This window comes from Chelativorans salis (genome assembly GCF_025336525.1).
Classification (GTDB): Bacteria; Pseudomonadota; Alphaproteobacteria; order Rhizobiales; family Rhizobiaceae; genus Chelativorans; species Chelativorans salis.
The window spans coordinates 514,993-540,139 of record NZ_JAOCZP010000001.1 but is presented as its reverse complement, the minus strand read 5'-3'; the positions used below and the strand labels follow the sequence as shown (position 1 = coordinate 540,139).

The 25,147-nt window shown below is 63.5% G+C and carries 24 protein-coding genes and 1 tRNA gene; 6 read left to right on the top strand and 19 right to left on the bottom strand.

All coding sequences use genetic code 11. The features are described from left to right. Nucleotides 1-2: 2 nt before the first annotated feature. The 5 genes from N5A92_RS02650 to N5A92_RS02630 form a co-directional block, all read right to left on the bottom strand. A complete protein-coding gene (locus tag N5A92_RS02650) occupies nt 3-1,310 on the bottom strand; it encodes a carbohydrate ABC transporter permease (protein ID WP_313958385.1) in 1,308 nt (435 codons plus the stop codon). Between the two features lie 97 nt (nt 1,311-1,407). Further along, nucleotides 1,408-2,748 carry an extracellular solute-binding protein gene (locus tag N5A92_RS02645; protein WP_260900275.1) on the bottom strand — a complete coding sequence of 447 codons (1,341 nt, stop codon included), beginning with the start codon at nt 2,746-2,748 and terminating at the stop codon, nt 1,408-1,410. Nucleotides 2,749-3,024: 276 nt separating this feature from the next. Next, nucleotides 3,025-4,029 carry a cytochrome d ubiquinol oxidase subunit II gene (cydB, locus tag N5A92_RS02640; RefSeq protein ID WP_260900274.1) on the bottom strand — a complete coding sequence of 335 codons (1,005 nt, stop codon included), beginning with the start codon at nt 4,027-4,029 and terminating at the stop codon, nt 3,025-3,027. 4 nt (nt 4,030-4,033) lie between these two features. Further along, nucleotides 4,034-5,470: a cytochrome ubiquinol oxidase subunit I gene (locus N5A92_RS02635; RefSeq protein ID WP_260900273.1), complete on the bottom strand. Its 1,437-nt coding sequence runs from the start codon at nt 5,468-5,470 to the stop codon at nt 4,034-4,036. Nucleotides 5,471-5,618: 148 nt separating this feature from the next. Beyond that, the gene (locus tag N5A92_RS02630) at nt 5,619-6,320 is read right to left on the bottom strand and encodes a L,D-transpeptidase (RefSeq protein ID WP_260900272.1); all 702 of its coding nucleotides are present in this window, start codon (nt 6,318-6,320) and stop codon (nt 5,619-5,621) included. 525 nt (nt 6,321-6,845) lie between these two features. Between N5A92_RS02630 and N5A92_RS02625 the strand changes: the two genes are divergently transcribed. The 3 genes from N5A92_RS02625 to N5A92_RS02615 all read left to right on the top strand — a co-directional run bounded on the left by N5A92_RS02625 (nt 6,846) and on the right by N5A92_RS02615 (nt 8,738). Further along, entirely contained in the window at nt 6,846-7,319 is a 474-nt protein-coding gene (locus N5A92_RS02625; RefSeq protein ID WP_260900271.1) for an NUDIX domain-containing protein, read from the top strand. Nucleotides 7,320-7,345: 26 nt separating this feature from the next. Further along, nucleotides 7,346-8,224, top strand: a complete 879-nt coding sequence (locus tag N5A92_RS02620) for an aminoglycoside phosphotransferase family protein (RefSeq protein WP_260900270.1) — start codon at nt 7,346-7,348, stop codon at nt 8,222-8,224. Between the two features lie 148 nt (nt 8,225-8,372). Further along, nucleotides 8,373-8,738 carry a VOC family protein gene (locus N5A92_RS02615; RefSeq protein ID WP_425248535.1) on the top strand — a complete coding sequence of 122 codons (366 nt, stop codon included), beginning with the start codon at nt 8,373-8,375 and terminating at the stop codon, nt 8,736-8,738. 105 nt (nt 8,739-8,843) lie between these two features. Here the strand turns inward: N5A92_RS02615 and N5A92_RS02610 are convergent, their stop codons facing one another. The 10 genes from N5A92_RS02610 to N5A92_RS02565 all read right to left on the bottom strand — a co-directional run bounded on the left by N5A92_RS02610 (nt 8,844) and on the right by N5A92_RS02565 (nt 17,379). Next, entirely contained in the window at nt 8,844-9,215 is a 372-nt protein-coding gene (locus N5A92_RS02610) for a YybH family protein (RefSeq protein WP_260900269.1), read from the bottom strand. Between the two features lie 246 nt (nt 9,216-9,461). Beyond that, nucleotides 9,462-9,538, bottom strand: a tRNA-Arg gene (locus N5A92_RS02605). Between the two features lie 129 nt (nt 9,539-9,667). Further along, nucleotides 9,668-11,158 (bottom strand): ATP-binding protein, encoded by a 1,491-nt coding sequence (locus N5A92_RS02600; protein WP_260900268.1) that lies wholly within the window; start codon nt 11,156-11,158, stop codon nt 9,668-9,670. A gap of 56 nt (nt 11,159-11,214) precedes the next feature. Further along, on the bottom strand, nt 11,215-12,642 hold the full coding sequence (locus N5A92_RS02595; protein WP_260900267.1) for a dihydrolipoyl dehydrogenase family protein: 1,428 nt from the start codon (nt 12,640-12,642) through the stop codon (nt 11,215-11,217). 39 nt (nt 12,643-12,681) lie between these two features. Beyond that, nucleotides 12,682-13,425 carry a TVP38/TMEM64 family protein gene (locus N5A92_RS02590; RefSeq protein WP_260900266.1) on the bottom strand — a complete coding sequence of 248 codons (744 nt, stop codon included), beginning with the start codon at nt 13,423-13,425 and terminating at the stop codon, nt 12,682-12,684. Between the two features lie 220 nt (nt 13,426-13,645). Then, nucleotides 13,646-14,029 carry a DoxX family protein gene (locus N5A92_RS02585; RefSeq protein ID WP_260900265.1) on the bottom strand — a complete coding sequence of 128 codons (384 nt, stop codon included), beginning with the start codon at nt 14,027-14,029 and terminating at the stop codon, nt 13,646-13,648. Nucleotides 14,030-14,237: 208 nt separating this feature from the next. Continuing rightward, nucleotides 14,238-15,086, bottom strand: coding sequence for a DUF2182 domain-containing protein (locus N5A92_RS02580; protein ID WP_260900264.1), 849 nt, complete (start codon nt 15,084-15,086; stop codon nt 14,238-14,240). 9 nt (nt 15,087-15,095) lie between these two features. Next, entirely contained in the window at nt 15,096-15,731 is a 636-nt protein-coding gene (locus N5A92_RS02575) for a DUF1326 domain-containing protein (protein ID WP_260900263.1), read from the bottom strand. Between the two features lie 61 nt (nt 15,732-15,792). Then, nucleotides 15,793-16,431 (bottom strand): DUF1326 domain-containing protein, encoded by a 639-nt coding sequence (locus N5A92_RS02570; protein WP_260900262.1) that lies wholly within the window; start codon nt 16,429-16,431, stop codon nt 15,793-15,795. A 60-nt stretch (nt 16,432-16,491) separates the two neighbouring features. Then, nucleotides 16,492-17,379 carry a class I SAM-dependent methyltransferase gene (locus N5A92_RS02565; RefSeq protein WP_260900260.1) on the bottom strand — a complete coding sequence of 296 codons (888 nt, stop codon included), beginning with the start codon at nt 17,377-17,379 and terminating at the stop codon, nt 16,492-16,494. Nucleotides 17,380-17,728: 349 nt separating this feature from the next. Between N5A92_RS02565 and N5A92_RS02560 the strand changes: the two genes are divergently transcribed. Continuing rightward, entirely contained in the window at nt 17,729-18,727 is a 999-nt protein-coding gene (locus N5A92_RS02560; RefSeq protein WP_260900259.1) for a helix-turn-helix transcriptional regulator, read from the top strand. A gap of 17 nt (nt 18,728-18,744) precedes the next feature. On the opposite strand, the gene fumC is transcribed toward N5A92_RS02560, so the two are convergent. From fumC to groES, 3 genes are all read right to left on the bottom strand, one after another. Beyond that, nucleotides 18,745-20,136: a class II fumarate hydratase gene (gene fumC / locus N5A92_RS02555; RefSeq protein ID WP_260900258.1), complete on the bottom strand. Its 1,392-nt coding sequence runs from the start codon at nt 20,134-20,136 to the stop codon at nt 18,745-18,747. 151 nt (nt 20,137-20,287) lie between these two features. After that, complete coding sequence (gene groL / locus N5A92_RS02550) at nt 20,288-21,928, bottom strand: chaperonin GroEL (RefSeq protein WP_260900257.1); 1,641 nt, start codon at nt 21,926-21,928, stop codon at nt 20,288-20,290. A 62-nt stretch (nt 21,929-21,990) separates the two neighbouring features. Then, nucleotides 21,991-22,287: a co-chaperone GroES gene (groES, locus tag N5A92_RS02545; protein ID WP_260900256.1), complete on the bottom strand. Its 297-nt coding sequence runs from the start codon at nt 22,285-22,287 to the stop codon at nt 21,991-21,993. A gap of 141 nt (nt 22,288-22,428) precedes the next feature. Here groES and N5A92_RS02540 point away from each other — a divergent pair, with 141 nt between their 5' ends. After that, nucleotides 22,429-23,355 (top strand): DMT family transporter, encoded by a 927-nt coding sequence (locus tag N5A92_RS02540; protein ID WP_260900255.1) that lies wholly within the window; start codon nt 22,429-22,431, stop codon nt 23,353-23,355. 21 nt (nt 23,356-23,376) lie between these two features. Here N5A92_RS02540 and N5A92_RS02535 read toward each other — a convergent pair whose 3' ends face one another. Further along, nucleotides 23,377-24,015 (bottom strand): DNA-3-methyladenine glycosylase I, encoded by a 639-nt coding sequence (locus tag N5A92_RS02535; RefSeq protein WP_260900254.1) that lies wholly within the window; start codon nt 24,013-24,015, stop codon nt 23,377-23,379. 267 nt (nt 24,016-24,282) lie between these two features. Here N5A92_RS02535 and N5A92_RS02530 point away from each other — a divergent pair, with 267 nt between their 5' ends. After that, nucleotides 24,283-25,071 (top strand): L,D-transpeptidase, encoded by a 789-nt coding sequence (locus tag N5A92_RS02530; RefSeq protein WP_260900253.1) that lies wholly within the window; start codon nt 24,283-24,285, stop codon nt 25,069-25,071. Nucleotides 25,072-25,147: the final 76 nt, after the last annotated feature.

Genomic DNA, 25,147 nt, shown 5'->3' with positions numbered 1-25,147 from the left:
CCTCACAGCTCGATCCGCGGCTTTGCGACCAGCGCGTTGTAGTTGAACAGCCGCAGATAGATCAGCGACAGCACGATGCCGATGACCACCAGCACCAGTGCCATTGCCGCCCCCAAGCCGTACTGCAGGTTGCCAGCATAGTTGTTGAGCGCGGTGTGATAGACCCACAGCGACCAGATCTCCGTGGCCCCGCCCGGCCCGCCGTCGGTGGCAAGCAGCGTCTGGTCGATCGACGTCAAGAGCGAGAGCGTCTGGTAGCAGGTGACGAACAGGATCGGCCATTTGAGCTGCGGCAGGATGATGTGACGGATCTGCTGCCAGCGATAGGCGCCGTCCACGCTTGCCGCATGGAACAGGGATTCAGGGATCGCCTTGATGGCCGAGGCAAAGATCACCATGCCCATGGACGCGCCGACGAAGCCGTTGATGAGGATGACGAAGAACCAGGCGTTGGCCGCCGTGTCGAGCATCCAGTTGCGCGGCCTGACGCCGAAATTGCTCAAAACCGCGCTGATGAAGCCGGTGTCCCAGGCAAGCCACTTCCAAAGAAGGACGTAGATGACCACGGGCGAGATGCGCGGCAGGAACCAAATGATGCGGAAGATGCCGGCCGGCCGTTCGGGGATGTAGTGCGTGGTGATCGCCAGAAGCATGGCGTAACCGACGTTGAAAAGTGTCAGCGTCATTGCCACGAAAAACAGCGTATTGAAGAAGACGCGTGTCGTGTCGCGCGAGGTGGCGAGGCGGCGGAAATTGTCGTTCGTCCAGGTCCAGCCCGTGTAGGTGGTGGCTGTGAGCGCCTCCTTCTCCTCCTCGGTCAGATCGGGATCGATCGCGTCCGCCGCGGCGATGAGCGCCGTCGAGCTGCGGAAGCGGGCGTTGCCGAGCGAGCGGCTGAAAACCTCGGAAATGCGCTTGACGGTGCGCGTGTCCGGCCGGACGGGCAGGTTGCGGATGTCACGCTCGAACTCCCGGCGCGAGGAATAGGTCTCGCCGGAATATTGCCGCCGCAAGCCCGCGATGATGCCGGGGTCGATCCCCATTTCCTCGAGCGCCGCCAAGCCCCGGTCGTCGACGACATAGGTGGGCTGACCGAGCCGCTCGGCCAGATCGCCCATGCCGTGGCGGTCGGTAAGGACGCGCAGCGCGCCGGGCGAGATCTGGTAGGCGCCGCCGGTGATCCCGGTCGCCGTGCTCATGTTGGTGAAGGCGAAGACGCCGGTAAGCACCACCGGCATGAGGAAGAACAGAACCACCAGCACGAGCGCCGGCATGAGGAGCAGGATGCCGAGGCCCTTTGAGCTGTTCAACCAGCCGAGGCGCACACGGGCGGGCGCGGCCCAGGCACCGACGGGTGCCCGGGCCGGCTCGGCGATATTGCGGGAGGCGTTCATCGAGCCGCCCGTGTCAGCGGATGATGATCGCTTCGCCGAGGCTGTTCTTCAGTTCCGCCTCCACGTCGTTGACGGCCTGCTCCGGCGTCTTCTGACCGGTCCAGGCGGCTTCCAGCCCGCTCCACATGGCATTCCAGTAAGTGCCGAAATCAGCATTGTTGGGCATGGCGTTGGCATGCGGCAACAGGCGCTCCGTCGCCTCGCGCGCCCAGCGGTCGTTGGCGTAGAGGTCGATATTCGACTGCTGGTGCGCAATCCCCAGGTGGGCGGACTTTATGGCATGTAGCGTGTTAATGCGCGGCTCGGAGGCGATCTTGACCAACTCGGCGGCGATCAACTCCAGATCGTCGTCGGCCTGGTCGGTGACCACATAGACGAGCGGGTGCGTCAGTGTGTTGGGCCTGCCGCCCTCGCCGGCGGGAATGAGCGAGAAAACAAGGGTGCCGAAGAAGTCCTCCAGGCCCTCCTGGTTGACATAGCGGGCATAGTGCCAGGTGCCGCCGTGCCAGATGCCGGCCTTGCCGCTAGCCACCTCTGCATACCACTGGTCGCCGGGCGTGCCGATGTGGTTCTTGCGGGTCACGCCGGCCTCCACCGCGTCGACGAAGAACTGGTAGAAGTCCTGCATGGCGGCCTTGTCGAGAACCAGCTTGCCGTCCTCTTCCATGATGCCGCCGAAGCTGGTGTAGAACTGCCAGAAGTCGGGGCCGTTGCTCTGGCGTGGATAGAAGCCGTAGCCCGCTTCGACCACGCCCTGGTCGACCATCTTCTTGGCGTCCTCGAGCACGTTGGCGAGCGTGTATTCGCCGGATTCCACGCTTTCAGGCAGGGCGTCGAGCTCCTCGTCCGTATAACCAATCGCCCGCATATGCTCCTTCCAGAAGAAGAAGGGACGCGACTCCGCATCCTGCGGCAGGCCGTACTGGATGCCGCCGAAGGAGGAGATCTCCATGAGGTTTTCGTAGATGTCGTTGATGGGCCAGGCGTCGAGGTTGAGATAATCCTCGACTGGCACGATGAGGCCGGACTGCGCCCACGGCGCAATGTCCTCATGGCCGGTGACGAGGATGTTCGGCGCGTTGCCGGCTTCCGCCGCCAGCGTGACCGCCTGCTTAAAGTCGTCCCAGGTATTGTCGAGCTTCTTCTCGACCGTGATATCGAGCTCTTCGCCCCGGATCGCGGCCTCCCGCTCTAGGATGTCGGCGGCCATTTCGATGGCATCGACGCGATAGTTGTCGTTGGGGCCGCTACCGCCGGCCCAAACGCTGATGGTCACGCTTTCGGCGGATGCCGCGCCGGCACCTGCAGCCAGCAGAACGGCTGCTGCCGTGGTTCTCAGTAGACGCGTTGTCATCTCGTACGTTCCTCCTTGCGTTTTCCGTTGGAATAAAGGGCGACGACTAAGGACCGATCGCGGCGATACCGCCAGGCCATCGGTTTCCTCCCTAAGGCCCTTATCCAACAGTCAGATGACAGTTGTGCACGTGTGCACGCTTTTTCCGTATGACGTTTCCTCCAGTATTGCACACGTGTACAATTCCATGCGTGGCAAAGCTCGTCAATTGCCATCGTAGCTGCGCTGCAGCATGGCCCGGTGAGGCGGGAAACGTGCGACGGCGTCGGTTACGCGTTAATGATACCCCTCGCCCGGGCTGACCTTGCCGCGGAAGACCCAATACACGAAGGCCGTGTAGCCGAGCACCAGCGGCAGCAGGAATACCGTGCCGATAAGCAGGAATATCTGCGAGGCCGGCGCGGCCGCCGCATCCCAGAAGGTCAGGTGCGGGGGGACGAGGTAGGGCACTGTCGAGATGACCAGCCCGACATAACCGAGCAGGAACAGGATGATGGAGCCGACGAAGGGCAGGCCCTCACGGCCGGCCCGGAGCCAGCGCCAGATGAGGTATCCTACGCCCGCGGCGGCGAGCGGAATCGGCCAGAGGAAGAAGAAATTGGGCAGGCTGAACCAGCGCGCGGCGATGCGATCGACCGTCAGCGGCGTCCACAGGCTGATGACCACCATGGCACCGAGCACCAGGGCGAGCAGCATCGGCGCGTATTGCCGGCCCAGATCCTGCGTCGGTCCGGCGGTGCGCATGATGAGCCAGGTCGTGCCGAGAAGCCCGTAGCCGGCGACCACGGCAAGTCCGGTGAAGACCGAGAAAGGCGTCAGCCAGTCGAAAGCGCCGCCGGCATATTGCCCGTCGGCCACCTCGATCCCCTGGATGAGACCGCCCAGGATGACGCCTTGCAGGAAGGCGGCGACAATGGAGCCGCCGGCGAAAGCGATGTCCCACATGCCGTGCGACGGCTTCGCCACCCAGCGGAACTCGAAGGAGACGCCGCGCAGGACCAGTGCCAGGAGCATGCCGATCACCGGCAGGTAGAGCGCCGGCATGATGACGGCGTAGGCCTGCGGAAAAGCCACCCACAGGCCGCCGCCGCCGAGCACCAGCCAGGTCTCGTTGCCGTCCCAGAAGGGGGCGACGGAGTTCATCATCACGTCGCGCTCTTCCTCCTCGCGGGCGATGGGGAAAAGGACGCCGAGGCCGAGGTCGAAGCCGTCGAGGATCACATACATGGCCACCGCGGTGCCGATCAGGCCGGCCCAGATGACGGGGAGATACCATTCCATCGCACTATCCCTCCGGTTCGCTCAGGGGCCGGCCAGGGCCTTCGCCCCTCGACCTGCCGGTCGCCTCACGCGCCGCTTCCTCGGCTGCCGACAGTGGCCGGTTCGGCACGCCGGCAGGCGTCTCGATAGGCACGTCCTTCGGACCGGCGTTGATGAGCCGGTTGATGTAGTAGATGCCCATCGAAAACACGATGCCGTAGATGAAGACGAAAAGGGCAAGCGTGCTTGCCACGCTCGCCCCCGGCACCGGCGAAACGCCGTCGGCAGTCCGCAGAAGGCCGTAGACCAGCCACGGCTGGCGTCCCTGCTCCGTAACGAACCAGCCGGCCAGGATGGCGATGAAGCCGAGCGGCCACATGTAGGACGACGACAGGAGAAACCAGCGGCTCGTAAACAGCCGCCCCCGCCACCACAGATATGCGCCCCAGAAGCCGACGGCGATCAGGAGCAGGCCGATGCCGACCATGATGCGGAAGGAGAAGAACACGTTGAGGATCGGCGGCCATTCCTCCTCGGGGAAATCGCTGATACCGGGATAGGTGCCCTCAAGGGTATGGGTGAGGATCAGTGAGCCCAGATGAGGCACCACGACCGCGTAGTGATTGGTCCGCGCCTCTTCGTCGGGAATCCCGAAAAGCACCAGATCGCCCGGCGCCTCCCCGTTCCAGTGCCCCTCCATGGCGGCCACCTTTACCGGCTGATGCTCCAGCGTGTTGAGGCCATGCAGGTCGCCGATGACGAGTTGCAGAGGAGCGGCGATGGCGATCATGCCGACTGCCATGCGCAACATGGTGTGCGATTCCTCGACGTGGCGGCCGGCAAGCAGGTAGCGCGCGCCGACGGCGAGCACCACCACCGCCGTCGTGAGATAAGCTGCATTCACCATATGCGCCAGACGGTATGGGAAGCTGGGGTTGAAGACGACCTGCAGCCAGTCGAGAGGATAGGCAATGCCGTCGCGGACCTCATGGCCCGCCGGCGTATGCATCCAGCTGTTGGCGGAGAGGATCCAGAAGGCGCTCGTCGCCGTGCCGAGCGCCACCAGAACAGCGGAAAGGGTGACGAGCCAGGATGGAAACCGGTTCCATCCGAATAAGAGGATGCCGAGGAACGTCGCCTCAAGGTAGAAGGCTGTCAGCACCTCATAGCCGATGAGCGGGCCGATGACGTTGCCGCTGAACTCCGAGAAACGGCTCCAGTTGGTGCCGAACTGGTAGGAAAGCACGATGCCGGAGACGACGCCCATGGCGAAGGAGACGGCGAAGATCTTGGTCCAGAAGCGGGCGATGCGGTGGAACTTGTCGTTCTTCGTCGCCGTCCAAAGCAAGAGCAGAACGGCGATGAAGGCGGAGAGACCGATAGTGAAGGCGGGGAAGATGATGTGGAAGGAGATCGTGAAGGCGAACTGGATACGCGCCAGCAGGACCGGATCGAACTCCATGAACGGCCTCCATCATCCCTTCAGCAGGTGCCGGATGCCACAATGCCGCCTTCCTTCCGCTTAGTCGACCCCGCCCGAATGCGTCAAATGCGCTTGCCGGGCATTATGCCCATCTCCTGGTGCGGCAGGATGCGTAGCCTGCACGCCCTTATGCAGACAGCGACGGGTATGCTGCGCCCAGGCGGGTGACCAGGATAGGAGTGCCGTTGACCACGCGATTGTAGAGGTCGATGACATCCTGGTTGAGCATGCGGACGCAGCCCGACGACACCGACTTGCCGATCGTCCACCATTCGGGTGACCCGTGGATGCGGTAGAGCGTATCCTTGCCGTTCTGGAAAATGTAGAGAGCACGGGCACCCAGCGGGTTGGAAAGCCCCGGATCCATGCCGCCATTGGCGATGCTGTAGGGTTCGAGTTCCGGCTGGCGCGCCACCATCTCGTCCGGCGGGGTCCAGCGCGGCCAGGCGCGCTTGTACTGGATCACGCCGCGTCCGTCCCACTCGAAGCCGGCGCGACCAAGGCCGACGCCATAGCGCAGCGCCTTGCCGTTCTCCTGCGTGAGGTAGAGAAAATGGTTGTCCGTATCGACGACGATCGTTCCCGGCCGTTCGCCTGTCGGATCGTCGACAAGCCGGCGATAGTAGATCGGATCGATACGTTCGATCGGAATGGCGGGAAGTGGGAACCGCTCTTCCGGCCGCGCCGCATACATGGCTGAATAGTAGGCGAAGTTGCCTCCGAACCCGGATGCCGGCCCGCCTGTCGCGGGAAGCCGTGGAACGGGTCCGCCAACCAGTCGCGGACCCGTGTCGAGAGCCGAGCAGCCGGCTATCCCGAGCAGGGCCATTCCGCCGCTTCCCCGGAGAAACGCCCGGCGGTCGAGCCGGTTCGACCGCCGGGGTGCGGGTGTTTCACTCACAGTGGATTTCGTCATACGCTTTTCGCCCCAGAACTGGACTTTGACGCACAGCTATTGCTCTGCAAATGGGGCCACCGTGTGCTGTCTTGTTGCTTATTCAGCACACCCGACAGGAGATGCGGATGCACTTCACCGAGTCTTGATCGGTCTGTGATTGAGCATGGTTTTGGCGGATCTACGGCAGCCCGCCGCCGGAGCAGACGAAAGAGGTGAGCTTAGCGTGATGAGGTGTCGATTGCAGATCTATTTTGCCTTCGGGTCTTGCCTAACACAATGAAAAATAAGGCAGCAGAACTGCGCGTGGTCGGCAAAATTGCCTTTTGGCCAAGCAATTTTCCTCTTGATACGAAATAGCCTTTGCTCAGATAGACGTCTGCAAGGAAACCTGCCTTTGCCAGTTTGCTTGGCGGGGTTGGCGAATTACCTTTGGCCACGGCGCGGCATGAGGAGACGATGACGTTCAGACAAGACCAGTTCTTCCAGGCTGTCGCCTCGCGCCGCATTCCACGAGTTCGTGTAGCGGGCATTGTCGTGCATCGCGACCGAGTGCTGGTTCAGCAGCCAGCCGACGATCCAAGCGCTTGCTACGCGTTCATTGGTGGTGAATACGAATTCGGCGATACCTTCGAAACGCGGCTCAGAAAAGAGTTTGAAGAAGAGACGAACGCACGGCTAATCGAGTGTGAGTATCTGTTCTGCGTGGAGAACCATTTTCAACACCAGGGCAATTCAGTTCAGCAAACAGAGCACTTTTTCTTGGTCAAGTTGGATCGGCATGATGTGGAGAGTCGAGAAAATCACCTAGGCCAGCATTGGCTGCAGATTGCTGAGTTGGCCACGGCTGATCTCCGGCCTCGCGTTGTGCGTGATGCCTTAATGGACGGAACTTATTTGGCCCGCCGATATCTGCTTCAAACAGAAACTTGAGATTTCGCTGTCCGCTTCGAGTGGAATTGCAGAAGGTCAGCTTCTCGCGCAGTTTGATAAGCATGTCCCAACCAAACCTCCACGATGAGATTGCGGTGGTTTCCACCATATGCAGGGACCTCGGACTGGGCGAGGTCACGCCTACTGTTCTGAAGACGGCACACCACACTACGCTCCTGATTTCGCCTCTCACGATAGTTGCGAGGGTCCAATCCTCCGAGCCGATCGACGCGGCACGGCAAAGGGCGATCAGGGAAGTTGCCGTCGCACGTCACCTTGCCACCCGCAGCGCGCCCGTCGTCGCGCCGCTGGTGGATCTGGCGGGACCACACATCGTCGCGTCTTCTGTCGTGACGCTATGGCCTTATGTGAAGCACGAGCGGACGGCCGATGAGGCTGAAGCGGCACTCGCCGCCGCGACGCTCGCTTCCGTCCATGGAGCTCTGCTGGATTACCGTAGCAAACTGCCGCCGTACACGCAGGCGCTGGACCGCTGTTGGGCTGTGCTTGCCGACAATGGAGCGTCTGCCGCACTCAGCAGGCGCGATAGAGATCTCCTGAAAACGCAATATCACCGCCTTCGTCACGAAGTCGCGGAAACGACCCGCAATTGGGTTCCCCTCCACGGAGACGCTCATCTCGGTAATCTCCTGCTTGGGGAACGTGGCCCTCTATGGACGGATTTTGAGGACGCATGCCGCGGACCTCGCGAATATGACATCGCAGGCTTTCCGCTCGCCACGTGGTCGCATTTCAGCGATGCCGACCAAGCACTCGTTAGGCGCTATGCTGACCTGAAGAGTGTGTGCGTGGCGGTCTGGTGTTGGGCGAATATTTCGCGCAGCACAGAGGTTCGCGAAGCAGGTGAATACCATCTGCATCGGGTCCGGGAATTTGCTTCCTGAGTGACCGTGCCGAGGGCTGCAACGGGTGGTGAACGGTCACCCGGTGCTGGCACGCGGAACGACTGCATTGCGGACGAAGCGGTCATTGCCTACTTCGCCAGAGTCGGTCAGGCTCGGCCGGAATCTGTGAGAGAGGGCTTCCGGTGCAATCAGGTCTAGGCCGCATCATCGTATACACGAAGCGCATCCCCGAGATGGTCGCCTTCTATTCAGGGTTTTTCGGCTTCGCAGCCGTGCAGCGAACGGGGACAGGATCGTCGAGCTCCGTCCGAATGGCGATGGGATCTCCATTCTGCTGTATCCGGCGGCCAAGGGGCAAAAGGAAGGCCAGGCTCTTGTGAAGCTTGTCTTCGATGTCGAAGACGTACCCGAGTTCCTTCGGCTTGCCTCTGACAAGGGCCTCGTTTTCGGACCGATTCACCAGGCCGATGGCTATGTGTTTGCCAATGCCAAAGACCCGTCCGGCAATTCCGTTTCCGTCTCAAGCCGCGCCTTCATGGATCGACCCGGCTGACGCTTCGGAGCTCATGTCGTTCTTCCTGCGAACGTCCGCAAAGGCCTCAATCTCGACCTTCCAGCAGAAGCATCCAAGGCCAGCAAAGGGACGGACAGCGGACCTCTACGGTTGGGGGAACTGGCTCAGGTGTTCGTGAACGATCTTCCACATGCCGTCATTGTTGCGAAGGATGGTAGTCCCCCGCCCGCCGCCTGAGACTGTCTTTCCGTCAACCGTCGCCCTCCAGCAGAAATTATATGTACATCCGGCGGCGCTTTCTCCAGTGGCGATCCAATTCACGTCTTTCAGCCAGTAGGATTCAAGAGGAAATTTCTGCCATGTTCTCTCGAACGCATGTCTGATTTCCTCTAACCCAGAGTGCGATCCGTCGTTAAACCAGAATACCGCATCACCTGAGATCATCGGCACCAGTTGGTCGAAGTCATGTAGGTTGATCTTTTCTTCGTATTGCTTGAGGGTATCTTCCGAGCGCATATCGCGATCTCCTTTCCCATATCAGGCCTCGCAGATTGGACGCTTGCCCGTGCAGTGGCAACAAGTTCCCGATGACCGTTCGTTTGGGTCGAACAACGTCGTTCCCGAAAGACGAACAAGAGCGAGACTGCTCCTCATCGCATCGACGCGAATGAGCGGTTGCGGGAGATAGGTCAATACGCCTGACCCAAAGGCAACATAGTGTCCAAAGGCAAAGTAGCGTGGCAATCGACAATGAGGAAAAAATGGCGCGCCCGAAAGGATTCGAACCTCTGACCCCCAGATTCGTAGTCTGGTGCTCTATCCAGCTGAGCTACGGGCGCGCTGGCTGCCAAGGCGGCAGCAGGGTCGCGGGCAGAGTGCCCGGCGACCGGACGCCGCCTACCTAACGATTGAGAACGCCAAAAGCAAGCGCCGAAGTGACAATTCTTTGACGCGCCGATGCGGTGTCGTCAATTCGCCGTCTGCCGTTTCCGACTGGGCGGAATGCTCTGCCGTCCGCTGCCGCCGTCGGGGATGGTGATGCAGAAGACCGTTTGGCCGCTGCTGCTTTCCACAAGCGTGATCTCGCCGCCATGGGCATGCACGAGCTCCTGTGCGATTGCCAAACCCAGACCGGTGCCACCGCTCTTGGCGGCGCCGCGAAAGGCGGCGAAGAGGTTCTCGCGCGCCCGCGGCGGAAGGCCGGGCCCGGTGTCGCTCACGAAGACGCGCACCAGCCGCTCCTCGCGATCGGTTGAAACGGTCAGCCGGCGCACCAGCGCCGCCTCGCTCTCCCCGGACATGGCCTGGACGGCGTTGCGGCACAGATTGGCGAGCACGCGGAAAAGCTGCTCGGCGTCAGCGTGCACTTCCAGGGCGGGGTCCACCTCATTGACGAATTCGATACCGCTCGCGGGGTCGATGGCGAGTGTCGCGTGCACATCGTCCACAAGCTGGCAAAGGCGCAGCCGCCGGCGCGTGGGCGGCGCCTCCTGCGTCCGCCCGTAGGTGAGCACGCCCTCGGAATAGGCGACCGCCCGATCCAGCGTGCGCACCAGCCGCGGCGTCAGCGATTGCACCGCCGGGTCGGAGACCTGTGCCAGCCGGTCGGACATCAGTTGTGCGGAGGCCAGCATGTTGCGCATGTCGTGATTGATCTTGGAAACGGCCAGGCCCAGATCCGCGAGCCGCTTCCGCTCCCCCAGAGTGCGGTGGAGCGTCTGCTCCATTTCGGCGAGCTCGTGCTCGGCGATGCCGATCTCGTCGCCCCGGTCCTCAGGCTTGATGATGCGCTCCGCATCGTCCGGCGCCGCACCGAAATCCAGCATCGAGCGCGTCATGGCGCGGATCGGACCGATCATGATGCGGTTGATGGCGTAGAAGACCAGCATGGCGGTGATCAGCGAGATGATGAGCGAAAGAGCGGCCACGTTGCGCGCATAGACGAGCATGGCCGAGCGCAGCCCGCTGTCGGGGATGACGATCTCGTACTGACGCGGACCTTCGCCGACGCGGCCGTAGATGCGCAATATCCTGTTGCCGCCGAAGAACATCGTTTCGAAGGCTTGCGCGATCGCCTGCAGTGGCCCGATGTCGTCGAGATTGACATGCATGTCGACCTCCGGCGGCATCTCCGAAACGACCAGCAGGCGTGCGCTGCCCTCGTCGCGCACGGCAATCGCCTTCGCGCCCGTCGCCATGAGCAGGTCGTTGCTGGCCTGCCGGCTGAGGTCGTCGGCTTCGCCCTCCATCAACACCACGCCGACGGCGGCCACCGTCTGCAGCCGCTGGCTCATCCATTGCTGGCCGAAATTGGCCACGGAGGGGATGAAGATCAGCACCTCCGCTCCCATCACGAAGAGGATGGTGAGCAAGAGGAGCTTGGTCGACAGGCCGCGCGTCAGCGGAACCGCGCCCGCATCGCCCGCTGCCTTGCCGTTTTCCTGCTGCTCGTCCGCCATCGTCGTTCTCTACCGGTCTCCGCCCGGTGCTGCCTGCCGGCTGTGTGCCGGGTGATCTAACCGAATAAACGCAGAAAGCGGATCAGTCCACGCACCACGGGCTTTCGGGTGGCGTCAGTGAAATAGGAGATTGCCGCGCGCTTGCCGATCTCGCCCATAGTGGGATAGGGCGCCACATAGCCGGTGATATCGCGCACGCTCATGCGCTTGGCGAACACCAGCGACCAGAAATTCATCATCTCGCCGGCGCCTTCGCCGACGATGGAGACGCCGAGGATGCGCCCGCGCCGGCCGGCAACGAGTTTTATGAAGCCCTCGGTACGGCGCTCGGTCTGCGCGCGGTCGTTCTCCACATAGGGCCAGCGCAACACCTTGACGCGGCTGCCGCGCTTACGCGCCTCCGCCTCGGTCAACCCGATATGGGCGAGTTCGGGGTCCGTGTAGGTCACCCGGGGGATGAGGGAACGGTTCTCCCTTGCCGGCAGGCGGAAGAGGATGGCGCGAATGACGAGGCCGGCATGATAGTTGGCGACATGGGTGAACTGCAGCCCGCCCGCCGCGTCTCCGATGGCGTAGACGCGCCGGTTGGTGGTGCGCAGCTTGCTCGATACCTTTATGCCCTTGGCGGTATAGGCGACGCGGGCCTTCTCGAGCGCCAGCGCCGCCACATTGGGCTGCCGCCCCGCCGCAACGAGAAGGTGCGAGCCGTCGAGGATCCGCGTGCCGTCCTCGCCTTCAAGATGCACGCGCACGCCGCTGCGGCCGCGCTTTTCCACCCGCCCCACTTTGGTGTGCTCGAGGACCTCCACCCCCTCGGCACGCAGATGCTTCAGCACCACCGCCGCCAGTTCCGGGTCGTCGTTGCCGAGGGCGGCCATCGCCTCGACGACCGTGACGCTGGCGCCGAGCCGGCGGTGTGCCTGCGCAAGCTCCAGCCCGACCGGCCCACCGCCGATGACGATCAGGTGCGCCGGAAGGCGTTTGCGTGCGAAAATCGTCTCGTTGGTGAGATAGGGCACGGAGTCGAGCCCCGGGGTTGGCGGGGCGACGGGAGAGGAGCCGGTGGCGATGACGAAGCGCCGGGCGCGGACCGTGTGGTCGCCCGCAATCACGGTACGTGCGTCCTTGAAGCGCGCTTCCTCCTGGATGACCTTTACGCCGAGAGCGGTGAAGCGCGCGACCGAATCGTTGGGTGCGATGGCCGCGATCACCCGCTCAACATGCCGCATCGACTTGGCGAAATCGACGTGCGGTTCAACCGCGGCCACGCCGAAGGCCGGGCCTTGGGAAAGCCGGTGCGCCTGCACGCCCGCAGCGATCAGCGATTTGGAGGGTACGCAGCCATAGTTCAGGCAGTCGCCGCCCATCTTGCCCTTTTCGATCAGCACGACGGAGACGCCGAAGGAGGCGGCCGCGGCGGCAACCGACAGCCCGCCCGAGCCGCCGCCGATGACGCAGATATCCGGTTTCAGCACTGTCGCCATGCGCGTTTGCCCTGGTCGTGAACATCGGTGGGGTGACGGTCAGGAAAGCCGCTTTCCCCGCACCTTTCTTATGATGAGAGGGATCGCCGCGACAACAGCCAGCGCTGCAAAGGCGACGGTCAGCTGCGGCGTCACCAGGTCGGCGAGAGCAAGATCGCGCCCCGAGCGCGCCGCCGACATCAGCACGCTGTCCAGCCCGTGGCCGAGATAGGCATAGGCGAAGGTGGCTGGCATGATGCCGAGCGCGGTGGCCGCCACATAGGTCTTCAGGCGCACATTGAAGAAGGCGGGCGCGATATTGATTATCCAGAAGGGGAAGATCGGTGCCAGGCGCAGCACCAGCAGGTAGCCGAATGCGCCTTCCTCGAAACCTTGCGCCAGCCGTGCCGTACGCCCGCACATCCACCGTCTCAGGACGTCGCCCAGCGCCGTGCGCGCGGCCAGGAACAGGAGTGTAGCACCGGCGGTCGCGGCGACAACGACGAGCATGCCGCCCAAAAGCCAGCCGAACAGAAAGCCGGCGGCGACGGTCAGCAGCGATGCGGCGGGAAAGGATGCCGCCACCGTGGCGACATAGACGAGGGCGAAAACAGCGGGCGCGAGCAGGGGATGGGCAGCGACATACGCTTTCAGCATCTCGCGGCTGTCGGCCAGCGCATCAAGCGTGAGATACCGATGCCAGCCCATGGCGTAGCCGAGGAGAAGCGCCACGATGACGAACGCCAGGGGCGCGAAGCGCCACAGGATAAGGCGCCTCTCCGGATCCGTCTTTTCGCCTGCCATAGTCGTTCTCGCGCCTTTGCCGGAAGGGGCTTGGGCACTCTACATGACCCTTCCCCCATCGCCGTGCAATCCGCCGGTGCCCATCTCACCGCGTTTTGAGCCGGTTGGCTACTGGCATCACTCTCCCGTGATGGCTGCGTGCGAGTGTATTTTTCATATTTGCAGCACGAAAAAGGCCCGCTCTTCGGCGGGCCCTGTTTTTTAGCGCGGCAGCAGGAACTTAGCTGCGCCGCCCATCCAGCGACAGCGCGCCGGCGCCGTGGGCGATCAGCACCAGGAAGCCGCCCGTGATGGCCAGGTTCTTGAGGAACTGGACAAGCTGCATCTGGTCGCCGAAATCCAGGTGCGCGATCAAAGCCGAGGCCAAGGTGAACGCCGCCAGGGCAATCGCGGCGATCCGCGTTTTGAACCCGACGAGCACCGCGAGGCCACCCAGAAGCTCCACCAAGGCCACTACCCAAGCCGTGAGCGTCGGCACCGGAAGGCCCAGGCTGCCGAAATATCCGGCGGTGCCGCCGATGTTGGTGAGCTTGCCGAAACCGGAGAAGATGAAGATTACGGCAATGAGAATACGGCCTATAAGAAGGAGTGTGCTGTTTGACATTGAGGATGGTTCCGTCGCTGTTGAGAAGAGGATGCGGCCATATACAGGCTCTGCGTTAACAAGAATATGTCTGCTTTTGTTGACGCAGTGTTTCCGCCCGCGCTCCCGGGTGATCTCCGGCGCCGGCCGGAGGGGAATCGGAGCAGAGGCGGGTTCTCAACAGCCGCACAGCTTCTGTCGAACGAACGGACTGGAACCCGATGAGTTTTTAGACCGGCAGCAGCGGCACGGCGAGGAGCGCAAAGCCGCAGGCGACGAGGGCGGCGCCCGTGAACCGGGACAGGATCGGGCCGCCCGGCAGGAGCTTTTGGACGAGTACGATTGCAGCCAGCGCCGCAACCCAGATCAGGTTCATGACGCCGCCGACGAAGAGCAGGAGCATCAGTACCCAGCAGCAGCCGACGCAATAGGCGCCGTGCTCCACTCCCATGCGCAGCGCCCCCAATCTGCCCGGCCGAATGTGGCGTGGAAGCCATTCGATGGGTGAACGGCAATGGGTGAGGCAGCGGTCCTTCAGCGGTGTCAGCTCGTAGAGCCCTGCGGCGATGAAGATCGCGCCGGCGAGCATGGTGCTTGTCGCCGCCAGATGCATGGACACGAGGCCGGCGTGGGCGAGCACCGTCTGCGCCGCCGCCGCGACGATGGAAAAGACGCTCCAGATCGCCAGATATCCGGCGACGAAGGCCGCCGTCCGCCCGCCGATCCTGCCCTCCGCCGCCCGCTTGCGCTCCAGCGCGGCGAAGAGGAGGATTGTGGGCGCCGCGCTCGGCAGCATCATGCCGACCATCATCACCGCCCACATCAGCGTGACGAGCGTGAAGTTGACGGCGGCATCCGCCAGCGCGGCGGCGGCCGGTCCCATCGCCGCAGCCAGGCGGGCCGACAGGGCATCTTCGACGTCCATGCCCATCATGCGCCCCGCCATGCCGTCCATCGCTTCCATCTGCAGCGCCAGATGGACGAGGAACAGCCAGGAGACGAGGCAGAGCCCGGCAAGGCTGGCGGCGACGAGAAGACGGTCGCGCGTCAGCACGGTTTCGAGCGGTGAGGCGGCCACTACCTTACCTCATTGGATTATGCCGTGCGGTCCCAGATGCAACGTGCAGAGGTGGGCATGGCGGTCGGACCATTCGTTCCCGATCGGGCCGCTGGTTTTCACGTTGCTGCTCGCATATTCCGCCTCCGCGTACTCGAAGCCGTGCGGGAGCACGACCTTGGCGCGATGCTCCGCGTCGGTCACCGGGTTGCGAATAGGCTCCGCCGTGGCTTCGATGATGCCGGGGACCGCAAAACGCCCCGTCCGGCTTTCCTCGTCGACCTCGAATTCGATGGGCCTGAACATCGGCTCGTGGACGGTTTCCGTCGTCGCCGCGACGACGTTGAAGATCGTCGCGAACTCCTCGGTCTCCTCCCCACCCAGAATCTTCAGGAGCGCCTCGCGCTGCTCCGGCGTTGCGCGCTCGTCGACGATCGGCAAAACCTCGCCGTGCCCTTCGTGGATGGCGCCGGGCCAGGCGAGCACGCAGGCCGCTTTCAGCCCGTCGAGCCGTACATCGCCAAAGTGCCCCTCGTCGATGCGCGTGCCCACGACCGCACGGCAGTCGCCGTGCGTGGGCGGGGCGTTGAACTGGCAGGGACACCCCCAGTTGCAGTTGCAGGTCGCGATTTCCGGTCCTCGGATCATCCAGTCGACATAAGCCATACTACCTCCTCTTGGATCAAAAGAACCCGGCTCCGGTTGCTCCGGAGTGTGTGGGCCCCGCTCAGCTCCGGCTCCGGACCACCCCCTTGCCCGTATGGTGGAGCATGTTGAACTGGCCGTAGCTGTCCTTCAGGTCGAGTACGATCGGTCCGCTCGCCGTCGTCGAGGCGCTGCCGATCTCGGCAATCTCGAACTCGATGCCGCCGGGGATGTCGATGCGCACCCGGTGCTCTTCACCGGTTGCCGGGCTGACGATCGGCCGTCCGCTCGTTTCCAGAATGCCGGGGATCGCAGCCCGCGCCGTGCGCTTTTCGTAGTCCACCTCGAACTGGATCGGCTTGAAGATCGGCTCGTGGACGGTGCTGGACATGGCGTGGAAGACCCACCAGTGGGTCCTGGCTTCCTCGGTCTCGCCCCCGTGGAGTACGGTGAGCAGCGCCTCACGCTGCTTGTCGTCCGCACGCTCGTCGACGATCGCCTGCATCGTGCCGTTGCCCTCGAAGATGGCGCCCGGCCAGGCGAAGAGCAACGCCCAGTGGAGACCGTCGAGAGTGACATCACCGAAATGACCCCGCTCGATGCGGCCGACTTCCACGCCCTTGCAATCGCCGTGGGTGGGGCGCAGCTCGAATTGGCAGGGACAGCAATAGTCGCAATTGCAGTTGCCGAACGTGCTGGCTTCGATATTCCAGTCTATCATGATCTTCCCTCCAAGCTCGACATCGGGAACCGCGGCAGACGCCGCCCCGTTCGGTTGGGATCAGCCCGGATTCCTCGCCGTCACCATCCAGGAGCTCGATTGCATCATGATGCCGTTGGGCTTCTGGAAAGGAGCCAGCGCGGCTTTCAGCGCCGCTGTGATCTCGCCACGCCGCCGCTCGGTCTCCTCGCCTGCCTCGCGACAGATCTCGCCGGCCGGACCGAGTTCCATCTGCAGTGCGATCGCCTCCTCGGCATCCCGGCCGACGAGCACCTCTGCATCGATGCGCTCGAAGGAGATGTCGGTGTAGCCGGCGATCTCGAGCTGCTTGGTGACCACTTCGGTGTCGGCCATGGAAAACGGGCCGGGGCCGCACGTGCGCGCATCGTCGCCGGGCGGCGGCAGATAACGCAGCACCACCTCCTTGGGGATCGCGAGCCAGGGGTTCTCGGCCAGGTCGCGCCACACGATCATGGTCATGATGCCGCCGGGCTTGAGGCTCTTGCGCATGTTGCGCAGGCCCGCCACCGGGTTTTCGAAGAACTGGGTGCCGAAGCGCGAGAAGCAGAAATCGTGCACCGGCTCGAAGGGGTAGGTCTGCACGTCTGCTTCGATGAGTGTGACATTGCCGATGCCTTCCGCTTTGGCATCCTTGCGGCCGTAGTCGAGGAAGGTCTCGCAACAGTCGAGGCCGAGCACATGGCCGGTGGGGCCGACGCGCTTGGCGAGCAGGATCGCGGTATCGCCGAAGCCGCAGCCGGCATCGACCACCCGATCGCCTTCTGCGACCTCGAGCTTGGGGAACACCTGGGCGCTGTGCAGTGTCAGGCCGTCGACGATGATATGCTTCCAGCGGAGGAATTTCGGAACGAGGATGTCGTTCCAGAAGTCGATGTACTCGGTCTTGACGAGCTCCGGCTGGAGGAGTTGGCTCTGTGCGGTGCTCATGTCGCATCTCCACGAACGTTTGAACGGAGGGCGGACCCGCTTAAGTGTCGTCTTCTGTCCGCAGTGCGATAAACCCTGCAGACTCCGGTAGGAATTCCCCAATAAGTCAGCCTGCATCCTTCTTCTGGCGGAGGACGGCTCGGTTTCCGTTCTGACCGGAATTTGAACGTCCCACGTTCCCGGCTGTCGCTTGCGTAGCGAGACAGCCGGTTACTTCTTAGCCCGGCACTTCTTCGAAGACTTGGACAGAAGCGCACCGACCAAGCCAAAAGCGAATGCTTGACAACTTTGCGGCTCGCCAACACCATCCAGTAGAGAAGCGAGGGCTTGCGGGCCGGGGAGGTGCCCGATGAGCACGGACGCACCGGAAGTCGCTGCATTTTGCTATACGCGTGACGATATCCTCAGTCCGAAGGGGCTGGAGAGGTGGCGCGACTTGATGGGGCGCGCGGTTCTCGGCCTCGATCTCAAACTGATTTCGGAACAGTCTTTTCATTCGCGGGTGGAGACCTGGTTCCTGCCGGACGTTCGGATCACATTCGCGTCCAAATCCGGTTTGTGCATGATGCGGTCACGGGCCCTCCTGGAGGACGGAGCCGACGACATTTCCTTGCACATCTGCACCGATGGCGAATGGGCGATAGAGCATCGCAATAAAGAGGCGCCGCTGCATCCGGGCGAGGCGGCGCTGGTCTCCGATGCGGAGGTGGCTTCCGTCACCTGCGCTTCGTCCGCCCGTTGCGTGTGCATCCAGATCGCACGAAGCAGGCTTGCGCCGCTCGTTCCCGATCTCAACGACGCTCTCATGCGCCCGATCCGGCGCGACAATGAGGCTCTGCAGCTCATTCTTGGCTACGTCGATATGTTGAGGGCAGGTCCCTCCCTACGCTCACCGGTCCTTCGTGAGATGGCAGCCTCGCACATTCGTGACCTCGTCGCCGCAGCGCTCGGCGTTTCCCGCGAAGGTGCCGCCATCGCTGCAAGCGGCGGCGTCCGCGCCGCACGCCGTTCGGCGATGAAGGCCGATATCGACAGGCATATCGAGGAGCCGGACCTCTCGGTTTCCACGGTCGCCGCGCGGCATGGCATCAGCCCGCGCTATGTGCAGGCGCTGTTCGAGGATGAGGGGATGACCTTCTCCAGCTTTGTCCTCGCCCGGCGCCTTGCCCGTGCTCACCGCCTTCTCGTCAGTCCGCGGCACCACCCCCGCCGCATCGCCGACATCGCATTCGATGTCGGTTTCGGCGACCTGTCGTACTTCAACCGGGCCTTCCGCCGGCGGTACGGCCTTACCCCGTCAGACGTGCGCGCGCTGGCTTTCCTGCCGGCCGCGGCTCCGCGCACATAGCCCGCCGGTGCCCCGGCTTAGGCCGGCGCGATCATCTTCTCCGGCCGCACGAGCCTGTCGTAGTCCTCCTCAGAGACCAGGCCGCTCTTCAGCGCCTCCTCGCGCAGCGTCGTTCCGTTCTTGTGCGCCGTCTTGGCGATCTTTGCCGCGTTGTCGTAGCCGATGGCCGGCGCCAGCGCGGTGACGAGCATCAGCGAGCGCTCGAGCCCGGCCTTGATGTTGTCCTCGCGCGGCTCGATGCCGACGACGCAGTTGTCGGTGAAGGAGACTGCCGCGTCGGCCATCAGCCGTACCGACTGCAGGAAGTTGTAGGCCATGACCGGGTTGTAGACGTTGAGCTCGAAATGACCCTGGCTGCCGGCGAAGGTGAGTGCGGCGTGGTTGCCGAAGACCTGCACGCAGACCTGGGTCAGCGCCTCCGCCTGGGTCGGGTTCACCTTGCCGGGCATGATCGACGAGCCGGGCTCGTTTTCCGGCAGCGCCAGCTCGCCGAGGCCGGAGCGCGGCCCGGAGCCGAGGAAGCGGATGTCGTTGGCTATCTTGAAGAGCGAGGCGGCGACCGTGTTGATGGCGCCATGGGAGAAGACCATGGCGTCGTGGGCGGCCAGCGCCTCGAATTTGTTGGGCGCGGTGGTAAACGCGAGGCCGGTGATGGCGGCGATCCGCTCGGCCACCTTCTCGGCGAAGCCCACCGGCGCGTTGAGTCCGGTGCCGACAGCCGTGCCGCCCTGGGCGAGCTGCATCAGGCCGGGCAGGGTGCTTTCGATGCGGGCGATGCCGTTTTCCACCTGCTTTGCATAGCCCGAGAACTCCTGGCCGAGGGTGAGCGGTGTGGCGTCCTGCGTATGCGTACGGCCGATCTTGATGATGTCCGCCCAGGCCTTCGCCTTGGCGTCGAGCGCATCGTGGAGCTTTTTAAGCGCCGGCAGGAGCCGGTGCGAGATTTCCTCCGCGCAGGCGATGTGCATGGCGGTCGGGTAGGTGTCGTTGGACGACTGGCTCATATTGACGTGGTCGTTGGGGTGGACCGGTTTCTTCGAGCCCTTCTCGCCGCCCAGCATCTCGATCGCCCGGTTGGAGATCACCTCGTTGGCATTCATGTTCGACTGGGTTCCGGAGCCCGTCTGCCAGACGACCAGCGGGAAATGCTCGTCGAGCTTGCCGTCGATCACCTCCTGCGAAGCGTCGGTGATCGCCTTGCCGAGCGCAGGGTCGAGCCGGCCGAGCTCCACATTCGCTTCCGCCGCCGCACGCTTGACGATTCCGAGCGCGCGCACGATGGGTAGGGGCTGCTTTTCCCAACCGATCCTGAAGTTGCCGCGCGAGCGCTCCGCCTGCGCCCCCCAATAGCGGTCGTCGGGCACCTCAATCGGGCCGAACGTATCGGTTTCAGTGCGCGTCTTCGGCATGGGTTCACTCCATCATTTGCGGGGGCTCCGGCGCGCATGTAATGCCCGGAACGCTGGCTCATTGCAATGGCGCCCGCGAGGGAGAAACGCGCAAACGAGAAAGGGCGCCGCGAGGGCGCCCTTCCGGTAGTCGATGATGGGGGAGGCTTCCTTAGAAGCCCATGCCGCCCATGCCGCCCATGTCGCCGCCGGGCATGGCGGGAGCCGATTCCTTCTTCGGAAGCTCGGCAACCATGGCCTCGGTGGTGACCAGCAGGCCGGCGACCGACGCGGCGTCCTGAAGCGCGGTGCGCACGACCTTCATCGGGTCGACAATGCCCATGGCGATCATGTCGCCATACTCGCCGGTCTGGGCGTTGTAGCCGAAGGTGACCTTGTCGTTCTCGAGGATCTTGCCAGCAACGATGGAGGCTTCCCCACCCGCGTTGGACACGATCTGACGTGCCGGAGCCTGGACGGCGCGGCGAACGATGTTCACGCCCGCATCCTGGTCAGCGTTCTCGCCCTTCGCCTTGATGGCCGTGGAGGCGCGCAGGAGGGCGACGCCGCCGCCCGGCACGATGCCTTCTTCGACCGCCGCACGGGTGGCGTTGAGGGCGTCGTCGACGCGGTCCTTCTTCTCCTTCACCTCGACCTCGGTCGCACCGCCGACGCGGATCACCGCGACACCACCGGCGAGCTTTGCAAGACGCTCCTGCAGCTTCTCGCGGTCGTAGTCAGAGGTGGTCTCCTCGATCTGCGCCTTGATCTGGCCAACGCGGCCCTCGATCTCAGCCTTGGCGCCGGCGCCGTCGACGATGGTCGTGTTCTCCTTGGTGATGGAGACCTTCTTGGCGCGGCCCAGCATGTCGAGCGTGACGTTCTCGAGCTTGATGCCGAGATCCTCGGAGATCACCTGGCCACCCGTCAGGATGGCGATGTCCTCGAGCATGGCCTTGCGGCGGTCGCCGAAGCCGGGCGCCTTCACGGCGGCGATCTTCAGGCCGCCCCGCAGCTTGTTGACGACGAGCGTGGCGAGCGCCTCGCCCTCGACGTCCTCGGCGATGATGATGAGCGGCTTGGACGACTGCACGACGCTCTCCAGAACCGGCAGCATGGCCTGCAGGTTGGACAGCTTCTTCTCGTGCAGCAGGATATAGGCATCGTCGAGCTCGGCCACCATCTTCTCGGCGTTGGTGACGAAGTAGGGGGAGAGATAGCCGCGGTCGAACTGCATGCCCTCGACCACTTCCAGCTCGGTCTCGGCGGTCTTGGCCTCTTCGACTGTGATCACGCCCTCGTTGCCAACCTTCTGCATGGCCTCGGCGATCATCTGGCCGACTTCCTTCTCGCCATTGGCGGAGATCGTGCCGACCTGGGCAACCTCTTCCGAGGTCTTGATCTTTGTGGAGGCCTTGGCGAGGTACTCGACGACCTCGGCAACGGCCAGGTCGATGCCGCGCTTCAGGTCCATCGGGTTCATGCCGGCGGCGACAGCCTTGGCGCCTTCCTGGACGATGGACTGGGCGAGCACGGTTGCGGTCGTGGTGCCGTCACCGGCGATGTCGTTGGTCTTCGACGCCACCTCGCGCACCATCTGGGCGCCCATGTTCTCGAACTTGTCCTCGAGCTCGATCTCCTTGGCGACCGTCACACCGTCCTTGGTGATGCGCGGAGCGCCGAAGGACTTGTCGAGCACGACGTTGCGACCCTTGGGGCCGAGCGTGACCTTCACCGCGTCGGCGAGGATGTTGACGCCGCGCAGCATGCGCTCGCGTGCGTCACGGGAAAACTTTACGTCTTTTGCAGCCATATTTCTCTAGCTCCTGGGCGTGCGAAGCAGCCCTGTTACTATTTCGTTTCGATAGCGGTGGTTCAGGCGATCACGCCCATGATGTCGGACTCCTTCATGATCAGGAGATCTTCACCGTTGAGCTTGACTTCCGTGCCGGACCACTTGCCGAAGAGAACGCGGTCGCCCTCCTTCACATCCAGCGGTACGACCTTGCCGGTCTCGTCGCGAGCACCGTTGCCGACGGCGATGATCTCGCCTTCCTGCGGCTTCTCCTTGGCGGTGTCGGGAATGATGATCCCGCCGGCCGTCTTCTCCTCGGATTCGACCCGGCGAACGACCACACGGTCATGAAGCGGGCGAAAATTCGTCTTGGCCATGTTCTGAACCCTTGATTACGACGATGAAATAGGTTTCTTCTCCGTCCGGAAGGGCGGAGCCGTTAGCACTCTCCGATAGAGAGTGCTAACAAGGCGCAAATAGTCGGGATGCCCTCGAGAGTCAAGCGACGGGACGGTCGGATGCATGACCCACGCGTGATGCCCGCTGACCGCCCTGTCATCGGCATCTTCTTCATGGTCGGCTTCTGTGCGTTTGCTCCCCTGAGTGACGCCACGCTCAAGCTGCTGGGCGAGACGATCCCGCTGCTCGAGGTACTGGTCGTCCGCTTTGCGGTGCAGGCCCTCCTCATCCTGCCGCTTGTCTGTTGGGGCGGGCGCAGTCTCGCCCTGACACCGCGTGTCCTGTGGCTGACGGCGCTTCGCACTGTCCTTCAGATCCTGGGCCTTGGTGCGATGTTCGCCTCGCTGCGCTTTCTACCTCTGGCCGAGGCGGTGGCCATTGCATATGTCATGCCGTTCATCCTCCTCCTGCTTGGCCGCATGGTGCTGAAGGAGGAGGTGGGGCCACGCCGTCTTGCCGCCTGCGTGGTCGGTTTCATCGGTACGCTTCTGGTCATCCAGCCGAGCTTTTCGGTGATCGGCGCCCCGGCACTCCTGCCGCTCGTCGTCGCCGTGGTCTTCTCGCTCTATATCCTCGTCACCCGGCAGATCGCGCGAGACGCGGATCCCGTTGTCCTCCAGGGCGTCAGCGGCCTGATGGGCACCGTCGGCCTCGCCGTTCTCTTCGTGATGACGGCAGGCAGCGAACTGCCGGGCCTCGGGATGGTCACCCCGAACGGGACCGAGGTCCTGATGCTTATCGCAGTCGGCGTGCTGGGAACGCTTTCGCACCTCCTGATGACGTGGTCGCTTCGCTTCGCGCCATCGGCCACCCTGGCACCGATCCAGTATCTGGAGATACCCTTCGCCACGCTGATTGGCTGGCTCATCTTCCGCGATTTGCCGAACGGGCTGGCCGCGGCCGGTATCGTCGTCACCGTGGCAGCCGGCCTCTACATCGTCTACCGCGAGCGGCTGGTGGTGGAGCCGGTTCCGCAGGAGAGCTGATCGGCTCAAGGCCGAAAGCCCCTAAACCGGTCGCCGGAAAGCCTGCCGCTCTTCCTCCACCTCCGCCCGCATCACGCACCCCTCGATATGGTCGTTGACCAGCCCCATGGCCTGCATGAAGGCGTAGACGGTTGTCGGTCCGACGAAGGTCCAGCCCATCTTCTTCAAATCTTTGGAAATGCGCGCCGAGATATCGGTCTTGGGATTGGCCACCAGCGTCGCGTAGTCGAGCTTATCCGGCCGCTCTTCCAGCGCCGGCTCGTGGCGCCAGAAATAGCGCGCCAGCGAGCCCTCCCGCTCACACAATTCGATAGCGCGGCGAGCGTTGTTGATGGTGGAACGGATCTTGCCGCCGTGGCGGATGATGCCGGCATTGCCCAAAAGCCGCTCAACATCCTCTTCGGTAAAACGCGCCACCTGCTCAAAGTCGAACTCGGCAAAGGCTTCTCGGAAATTCTCCCGCTTGCGCAGGATCGTCAGCCACGACAGGCCCGACTGGAACCCCTCCAGGCACAGTTTCTCGAAGAGGCGTTTGTCATCGGCCACCGGACGACCCCACTCGTTGTCGTGATAGGCCAGATAGTCCGGCAGGTTGGCGTGCCAGAAGCAGCGCGTCTTGCCGTCCGTCCCGTCGATCAGGCCAGTTCTTTCTTCGCTCATGCTGTCGGTTCCCATTGCTTAAGAGCACAACCACCGGTTTTAACAAGCCGTTCACCAACCTTCTGAACTCGGCGGTAACCACACCGGATGGTTTTGCCAAAGTATCGCATTTTAGGAAGCCCGATTCACCATTTGCTCAGCCGCCTGATGCAGCATCCTGACAGACGGGGCGTGTCATGCCGCTTTTTGCGGGAGCCGCCCGTTCCCGTCAGAGCCGGTGGCCGCCAGGTCTGAATGTGCGAGTGACCAGCAATAGAGAGTGTAGTCATGAAATCCTTTTTAAGCGCAGCCGGCGCGATCATCTTGCTGCTTTTTCCCCTCGGCGCTCAGGCGCAGAACCGCTACGTGGAGCCGCCGCCGGTCCTCGTCAGCCCGGACCTTTCCGCCCCCTGGGTGTTGCAGTTGCGCCAGAGACCGCCCGTCCCGCGACAGCGGCAGGTCCGGCCGCGTCGTGAGCAATGGCGCGCGGTAGAGCGCCCCGCCGAGCGGCGGCCGATTGCGCAATACAGAAATGCGCAGCGCCAAGCGCCGCGTGCCGAATCGCAGCTGCGCACGGCGGCCGTAGCGCCGAAGCCACGGTCGCTTTCCGATCTCAACCTCGATCCCAAGTTCCTGCCGCAGGAAGTGGCTTATGACGGGCCGCACAAGCCCGGCACCCTCGTGGTGGATACCAATGAGCGCTTCCTCTATCACGTTTTGGAGGGTGGAAAGGCGCGCCGCTACGGCGTCGGTGTCGGCAAGCCTGGCTTCGATTGGGCCGGCACCCATAAGGTCACACAGAAGCGCGAATGGCCCGATTGGCGCCCGCCGGTCGAGATGATCGCGCGCGAGAAGAAGAAGGGCCGCATCCTGCCCGTCCACATGAAGGGTGGTGAGCGGAACCCGCTGGGCGCGCGCGCGCTCTATCTCGGCTCCACGCTCTACCGCATCCACGGCACCAACGCGCCATGGACTATCGGCCAGGCCGTATCGTCGGGCTGCATCCGCATGCGCAACGAAGATGTGATTGAACTCTACGAGCGTGTTCCCGTAGGGGCAAAGGTCGTGGTAATCTGATTCTAATCAAACGGGGGACGGGCCGGCCGGACCATGCCGGAACGTCGGGGAAGGCGGCGCCTTGAGGGAGGCGCCG

Bases quoted from the DNA above. Each gene is read 5' to 3' on its own strand.
- N5A92_RS02595 (WP_260900267.1), bottom strand. From the start codon at position 12,642: ATGGCGACAGTGCTGAAACCGGATATCTGCGTCATCGGCGGCGGCTCG.
- N5A92_RS02530 (WP_260900253.1), top strand. From the start codon at position 24,283: ATGAAATCCTTTTTAAGCGCAGCCGGCGCGATCATCTTGCTGCTTTTT.
- N5A92_RS02575 (WP_260900263.1), bottom strand. From the start codon at position 15,731: ATGGCTTATGTCGACTGGATGATCCGAGGACCGGAAATCGCGACCTGC.
- N5A92_RS02540 (WP_260900255.1), top strand. From the start codon at position 22,429: ATGCATGACCCACGCGTGATGCCCGCTGACCGCCCTGTCATCGGCATC.
- N5A92_RS02570 (WP_260900262.1), bottom strand. From the start codon at position 16,431: ATGATAGACTGGAATATCGAAGCCAGCACGTTCGGCAACTGCAATTGC.
- groL (WP_260900257.1), bottom strand. From the start codon at position 21,928: ATGGCTGCAAAAGACGTAAAGTTTTCCCGTGACGCACGCGAGCGCATG.
- cydB (WP_260900274.1), bottom strand. From the start codon at position 4,029: ATGGAATGGTATCTCCCCGTCATCTGGGCCGGCCTGATCGGCACCGCG.
- N5A92_RS02600 (WP_260900268.1), bottom strand. From the start codon at position 11,158: ATGGCGGACGAGCAGCAGGAAAACGGCAAGGCAGCGGGCGATGCGGGC.
- N5A92_RS02535 (WP_260900254.1), bottom strand. From the start codon at position 24,015: ATGAGCGAAGAAAGAACTGGCCTGATCGACGGGACGGACGGCAAGACG.
- N5A92_RS02645 (WP_260900275.1), bottom strand. From the start codon at position 2,748: ATGACAACGCGTCTACTGAGAACCACGGCAGCAGCCGTTCTGCTGGCT.
- fumC (WP_260900258.1), bottom strand. From the start codon at position 20,136: ATGCCGAAGACGCGCACTGAAACCGATACGTTCGGCCCGATTGAGGTG.
- groES (WP_260900256.1), bottom strand. From the start codon at position 22,287: ATGGCCAAGACGAATTTTCGCCCGCTTCATGACCGTGTGGTCGTTCGC.
- N5A92_RS02625 (WP_260900271.1), top strand. From the start codon at position 6,846: ATGACGTTCAGACAAGACCAGTTCTTCCAGGCTGTCGCCTCGCGCCGC.
- N5A92_RS02585 (WP_260900265.1), bottom strand. From the start codon at position 14,029: ATGTCAAACAGCACACTCCTTCTTATAGGCCGTATTCTCATTGCCGTA.
- N5A92_RS02610 (WP_260900269.1), bottom strand. From the start codon at position 9,215: ATGCGCTCGGAAGATACCCTCAAGCAATACGAAGAAAAGATCAACCTA.
- N5A92_RS02630 (WP_260900272.1), bottom strand. From the start codon at position 6,320: ATGGCCCTGCTCGGGATAGCCGGCTGCTCGGCTCTCGACACGGGTCCG.
- N5A92_RS02635 (WP_260900273.1), bottom strand. From the start codon at position 5,470: ATGGAGTTCGATCCGGTCCTGCTGGCGCGTATCCAGTTCGCCTTCACG.
- N5A92_RS02590 (WP_260900266.1), bottom strand. From the start codon at position 13,425: ATGGCAGGCGAAAAGACGGATCCGGAGAGGCGCCTTATCCTGTGGCGC.
- N5A92_RS02565 (WP_260900260.1), bottom strand. From the start codon at position 17,379: ATGAGCACCGCACAGAGCCAACTCCTCCAGCCGGAGCTCGTCAAGACC.
- N5A92_RS02560 (WP_260900259.1), top strand. From the start codon at position 17,729: ATGAGCACGGACGCACCGGAAGTCGCTGCATTTTGCTATACGCGTGAC.